8 protein-coding genes are annotated in these 4,542 nt (G+C 42.0%); 2 read left to right on the top strand and 6 right to left on the bottom strand.

The features are described from left to right. The first annotated feature begins 128 nt into the window (after positions 1 to 128). Positions 129 to 551 carry a putative toxin-antitoxin system toxin component, PIN family gene (locus J5X92_RS20645; RefSeq protein ID WP_013785564.1) on the top strand — a complete coding sequence of 141 codons (423 nt, stop codon included), beginning with the start codon at positions 129 to 131 and terminating at the stop codon, positions 549 to 551. A 1-nt stretch (position 552) separates the two neighbouring features. Then, positions 553 to 774 carry a toxin-antitoxin system HicB family antitoxin gene (locus tag J5X92_RS20640; RefSeq protein ID WP_013785563.1) on the top strand — a complete coding sequence of 74 codons (222 nt, stop codon included), beginning with the start codon at positions 553 to 555 and terminating at the stop codon, positions 772 to 774. A 115-nt stretch (positions 775 to 889) separates the two neighbouring features. On the opposite strand, the gene J5X92_RS20635 is transcribed toward J5X92_RS20640, so the two are convergent. The 6 genes from J5X92_RS20635 to J5X92_RS20610 all read right to left on the bottom strand — a co-directional run bounded on the left by J5X92_RS20635 (position 890) and on the right by J5X92_RS20610 (position 4,441). After that, positions 890 to 1,345 (bottom strand): nuclear transport factor 2 family protein, encoded by a 456-nt coding sequence (locus J5X92_RS20635; RefSeq protein WP_126873321.1) that lies wholly within the window; start codon positions 1,343 to 1,345, stop codon positions 890 to 892. Positions 1,346 to 1,483: 138 nt separating this feature from the next. After that, positions 1,484 to 1,906 (bottom strand): GNAT family N-acetyltransferase, encoded by a 423-nt coding sequence (locus tag J5X92_RS20630; RefSeq protein ID WP_126874040.1) that lies wholly within the window; start codon positions 1,904 to 1,906, stop codon positions 1,484 to 1,486. A gap of 133 nt (positions 1,907 to 2,039) precedes the next feature. Then, positions 2,040 to 2,342 (bottom strand): hypothetical protein, encoded by a 303-nt coding sequence (locus J5X92_RS20625; RefSeq protein WP_126874042.1) that lies wholly within the window; start codon positions 2,340 to 2,342, stop codon positions 2,040 to 2,042. A 124-nt stretch (positions 2,343 to 2,466) separates the two neighbouring features. Next, positions 2,467 to 2,922: a nuclear transport factor 2 family protein gene (locus J5X92_RS20620; protein ID WP_208806413.1), complete on the bottom strand. Its 456-nt coding sequence runs from the start codon at positions 2,920 to 2,922 to the stop codon at positions 2,467 to 2,469. A gap of 578 nt (positions 2,923 to 3,500) precedes the next feature. Further along, a complete protein-coding gene (locus J5X92_RS20615) occupies positions 3,501 to 4,004 on the bottom strand; it encodes an STM3941 family protein (protein WP_126874045.1) in 504 nt (167 codons plus the stop codon). A 155-nt stretch (positions 4,005 to 4,159) separates the two neighbouring features. Continuing rightward, positions 4,160 to 4,441: a hypothetical protein gene (locus tag J5X92_RS20610; RefSeq protein WP_013783746.1), complete on the bottom strand. Its 282-nt coding sequence runs from the start codon at positions 4,439 to 4,441 to the stop codon at positions 4,160 to 4,162. Positions 4,442 to 4,542 lie beyond the last annotated feature (101 nt).

Here is a 4,542-nt window from a genome sequence, read left to right as displayed (position 1 = left end):
GGCAACGGTATTGATCTTGAAATAGTGGTCAAAGGGCTATCTTTTTTCATTGACAGCCCGGAGGCTCATATGTGTTAGCTGCCATTGTCAAATTGAAAAATGATAGCATATACGCTAGCATGTAAACCATGAATAAAGTAGTTATTGACACCAGTGTACTTATTAGCGCCCTGATTGGCAAAACAGGGCCAGCCCGAGAAGTGATAAGGCAATGCTTGTTGGGGGATTTAAAGCCGCTGATTAGCACGACCTTATTCTTGGAGTACGAAGCAGTAAGCAAGCGAGACAAAATTAAAGAATTGTGCCCGCTTACTGAGGACGAAGTGAGCGAGTTGCTAGCAGCATTTTTTAGTGTTTGCGAATGGGTGCAGATACATTATTTGTGGCGGCCAAATTTAAAAGATGAAGGCGATAACTTTCTTATAGAGCTTGCAGTGGCAGGAAATGCCGAGAGCATTATTACGAATAACCTAAAAGACCTGAGAAATGCGGAATTACAATTTGATGGTTTGAAAGTGTTAGCGCCTGAAGATTATTTGAGAGGAGTTTAATATGTCCACTTTAACTGTACGTTTACCAGACGATAAGCATAATCGATTGAAGGCTTTGGCAGCGCATAAAAAGTTGAGCTTAAACAAATTGATAGAAGAATTGTCTACGCAAGCGATAGCTGAATTTGATACTGAGGTAAGATTTAAGGCGATTGCTGCTACTGGAGACAAAAATAAAGGTTTGGAACTTCTAGATAAGCTTGATTCACATTTTGGCAGCTAACTTTTAAATAAGGGGCGCAAACTTGTGGGCTAAAATCCGAACGGAGTGAGCAGCCCACATGTTTGCGTCCCAGCCCGCGCAGCGAGCGAACTTAATTTTTTTGTTATACCTTACACTATTCTTCATATTTCCGAATCACCGCTACTTTGCCATCTTCGATTTCCAAAACTTCCATCGTTGAGTAATGTAATTCTATGAGTTCATTTGTTTGGGGGTGTACTCCCTTGCTAGATGTAGTGTATGTAATGGCAATTGCATTGTGAGCGGGAATAACTTGCTTCAAGGTAGCTTCATATACCGAATGAGAGCCCAAATAAAACAGCATCCCTTCGCGTATACTTTCTCTGCCGTCAGGTAATCGCGAATCATCTGAGTCGTAGGGCAAGTGTTGGTGGGCGACATCGGCCTTAAGGAAAGACAGGTAGTGCTCTAAGTCTTTTTCAGTAGCATCGGGAGATTGAGTCGCTGCCCATGCTGAAAAATACCTGTTACCGAGTTCGGATAAGCCTGTGTCTGCTATTGCGTTAAGTGACCAGAATAAAGTGACTAAAGAAAGTGTCCATCTTTTCATAAAAACCTCCACTGTTTAAATTAGGTATAACTTTCCAATAACGGGCGCAGGTACGTGGGGCATAATGGCGAAGCCGCCCCGCGTGTATGCGTCCCAGCGAACGTAGTGAGTGTGTTGATTGGGTTGTTATACCCGTGCCTAATCATATATGCCAGGCGTTAAAACTTGCATTAACTTCTCAGGGTTTTCAACAGATGTAAAACCAAACTGCGAGTACAATCCGTGTGCGTCACTTGTTGCTAGCATAAACCTACGGAGACCTTGCAGATCTGGATGGGATGATATGTTTTCCATAAGTTGTTTACTTATCCCTTGACCACGATACTTTTCTATTACAAAAACGTCGCTTAGATATGCAAATGTAGCTTTGTCCGAAATAACTCTAGCAAAACCGACTTGGCGTCCATCGTTAGCATAGGCTCCAAATACAAGGGAATTGTCTATGGATTTTTGTAATGTTGAGAGCGGAATGTTTTTTGCCCAATAGGAGTTAGCCACGAAGGAGTGGATTAATTCGATGTCTAAGTCATCGTGGCTTGTACTTATATTAATTCCTTTCATGATAGCGATCCTTCAGAGGGTATAACTTTTAAATAAGGGGCGCAGGCATGTGGGCTATAATGCGAAGCAGCCCACGTGTATGCGTCCCAACGAACGAAGTGAGTGACTTAATTTTTTTGTTATGTGCCAAGCCTCAATCTCCTTCCGAATTTACATTAGGTGAGTTTGGGTTATTTGCCATATAACCTTTCTCTGAAATACCAGGCTTAATTCCTTTAAGTATTCCATACGCCACTATTGGGCCAAAAATTGGAGCGAACAAAGCGAATACTCTATAACGTTCTAATTCATTTATTTTCTTTGAAGCGTACCTATTATTTTTAATTTTCTGAAGCCTCAAAATCACCTTGGATACCTGTGATGTGACAACAATTGCAAAAACAAAATGAACTAGAAGTACAGCTAATAAAACGATAATAATTTTGGTTTCACTCATGGCATATAACTTTTAAATAAGGGGCGCGGACATGTGGGCTAAAATCCGAACGAAGTGAGCAGCCCACATGTTTGCGTCCCAGCCCGCGCAGCGGGCGAACTTAATTTTTTTGTTATACCTTACACTATTCTTCATATTTCCGAATCACCGCTACTTTGCCATCTTCGATTTCCAAAACTTCCATCGTTGAGTAATGTAATTCTATGAGTTCATTTGTTTGGGGGTGTACTCCCTTGCTAGATGTAGTGTATGTAATGGCAATTGCATTGTGAGCGGGAATAACTTGCTTCAAGGTAGCTTCATATACCGAATGAGAGCCCAAATAAAACAGCATCCCTTCGCGTATACTTTCTTTGCCGTCAGGTAATCGCGAATCATCTGAGTCGTAGGGCAAGTGTTGGTGGGCGACATCGGCCTTAAGAAAAGACAGGTAGTGCTCTAAGCCTTTTTCAGTAGCATCGGGAGATTGAGTTGCTGCCCATGCTGAAAAATACCTGTTACCGAGTTCGGATAAGCCTGTGTCTGCTATTGCGTTAAGAGACCAGAATAAAGTGACTAAAGAAAGTGTCCATCCTTTCATCAAAACCTCCACTGTTTAAATTAGGTATAACTTTAAGCTAAGGGGCGCAGATACGCGGGGCATAATGGCGAAGCCGCCCCGCGTATAGGCGTCCCAGCGACCGAAGGGAGAGGCTTAAGCGCTTTGTTAGAAGCAGAGCCTTTACCTTTGGACGTTTTAAAAACTAATAAAGCCAGCATACGATTGATTGTTAAAGCAAACAAGTAAAATGCCAATGGAGTAATGTTGGTGATTTGACTGGAGCATGCCGCCATTTGAGCTACCAAGTGCAATGGTGCTTGCTGGATGAAAATGAGAACTTGGCGGTAAAGCGCCTATTGCGCAACCTTTGAATTTAAAGCGGCGAAGTTAAAACTACCGAAAGCCAGTGCGATGTTGGGAACAACAGGTGAGGGTGGTTGAATTAGTATTTTTATAAAGCCAAACGTAGTTTAGGCTGCCGCCTTCTAACGTCGCCTTAAGTGGCAGCTAGATTGTAGGGCGTTTGTGTAAAATGGCGAAGCCATAGACAATAAGACCGGAGAGCTAGCTGTCCAAATGAACGCAGTGAATGGCTTAAAGGCCTTGTTATACGTTCTTTACACATATTTTGTAGAGTAATCCTGTAAAACACTTTTTAGTTCATTGGTTGAACACTTTAGATTGTCTAAAACCAACACTATTGGTGTTTTGTACCAAAACTTTGTAATTCTAAAGTACAAATTCGAGAACCAATCAAGATGGCTAAAAAACTCACTATCGTCTTTTAGCAAGACTGAAAAATGAGGGGGTGGATCAATCGCTGGGTATTCAATTGTTTTAACTTCAGACCACTTTATTAAAATATCATTGGGCAATGTTGAATTGTCGATTAGACCTTCCGGTGATAAAAGCAAACCAACAGATGAGCTTCTAACAACTTGAAACTGCGCATATGCATATGTACTCATAACCGTGCCGACAGACAGAAAAAGACAAAACTTAGTTATGCTTACTTCACCTGAAATAATCCAATAGCCACCAAATACGATACAGGTAATACCTATCAGGGTACTCAAAATCATATAAAATAAAGCCTTACCTTTACTGATAGCTATCTGCACTATTTCTCCCTGAACGTATAACTTTTAAATAAGGGGCGCAGGCATGTGGGGCATAATGGCGAAGCCGCCCCGCATGTATGCGTCCCAGCCCGCGCAGCGGGCGTGCTTAATTTTTTTGTTATAAGCCATTTTAAATACAACCTAGTTTAGCTACGTTAATCACCACAGCCACCACCAGAATCTGAACCCTCATTCCCCGAATATAGATTGCTACTACCAGAACCGTCCGCAACAGGATTGCGACCTTTTACTTTGGGGTTTATTGAGCGAAGGACAACCAAAGTAATAGCAGGCCCACCTATTGGAATAAGCCAATTGACAAGTAAGGTAATAGCTCGAGAGCTATTATTGATAAACAATGTGCTGTGAACCGCTAGAGTATTAAAAAATGCCCAAGCCAAATGAACACACACAATCCCAGCTAATAAGTAAACCATAAGTTAGGTTTTCCTAGTGGCATATAACTTTTCAATAACGGGCGCAGGCACGTAGGGCATAATGGCGAAGCCGCCCTGCGTGTATGCGTCCCAGCGAACGA

The sequence above is a fragment of the Alteromonas sp. K632G genome (genome assembly GCF_017653625.1).
Taxonomy (GTDB): Bacteria; Pseudomonadota; Gammaproteobacteria; order Enterobacterales; family Alteromonadaceae; genus Alteromonas; species Alteromonas naphthalenivorans.
The sequence above is the reverse complement of the archived record's forward strand: the minus strand, read 5'-3'. Positions and strand labels throughout refer to the sequence as shown.